The sequence below is a fragment of the Xanthobacter sp. BG11Y11_SDJG genome (genome assembly GCF_057364445.1).
Genome location: NZ_JBNFNU010000890.1, coordinates 1 through 556 on the forward strand (window position 1 = coordinate 1; position 556 = coordinate 556).

Annotated in this window: 1 pseudogene; it reads right to left on the reverse strand. The window is 75.0% G+C overall.

The annotated features are described in order from the left end of the window. Nucleotides 1-488, reverse strand: a pseudogene (locus tag AC2W7M_RS27140) (hypothetical protein); the annotation flags it as partial. Between the last annotated feature and the right edge of the window lie 68 nt (nucleotides 489-556).

Here is a 556-nt window from a genome sequence, read left to right on the forward strand (position 1 = left end):
CCGCGCGGCGTTCCGGATCGAGCGGATGCTCGGCGCCGCCCACGGCGCTCCCGGTCGCAGAGCGCCAGCACCTCCTCCGGCGAGCCCTTGACGTAGAGGCGCGGGCCGTCGGCCGCGCCGGAATGTTCGCTGACCATGTAGCGGTGCCGGTGGTCGCGGCTGCGCAGCCCGTTGAGAGGCAGCGCGGCGCGCAGCGCCGCCACCTCGCAGCCCATGGCGGCGGCGAAGTCCAGCAGGGCGAGTTCGGTGGCCGAGCCCTGGCGCGGTTCGAGGGCCGCCTCGCTGCACAGGGCCATGGCCTCGCACAGGGCCAGCAGGTCGCCCGAGGCCGCAGTCCCCGAAGCCCCGGCGCCGAGATCGAGGTCCGTGTCGCCGGCCACCGCCCGCGCGACCGCCATCTCGTTCCGGGTGAGGGTGCCGGTCTTGTCGAGGCAGATGGTGTCCGATGGCGCCGATGGCTTCGATGGCGGGCAGCGAGCGCCACCCAAAGGGCGCGGGTTCCCTTTCTTCCCATGGCGGCGGCGCGCGCCGAGCGCGAGGGTGGTGGTGGCCACCG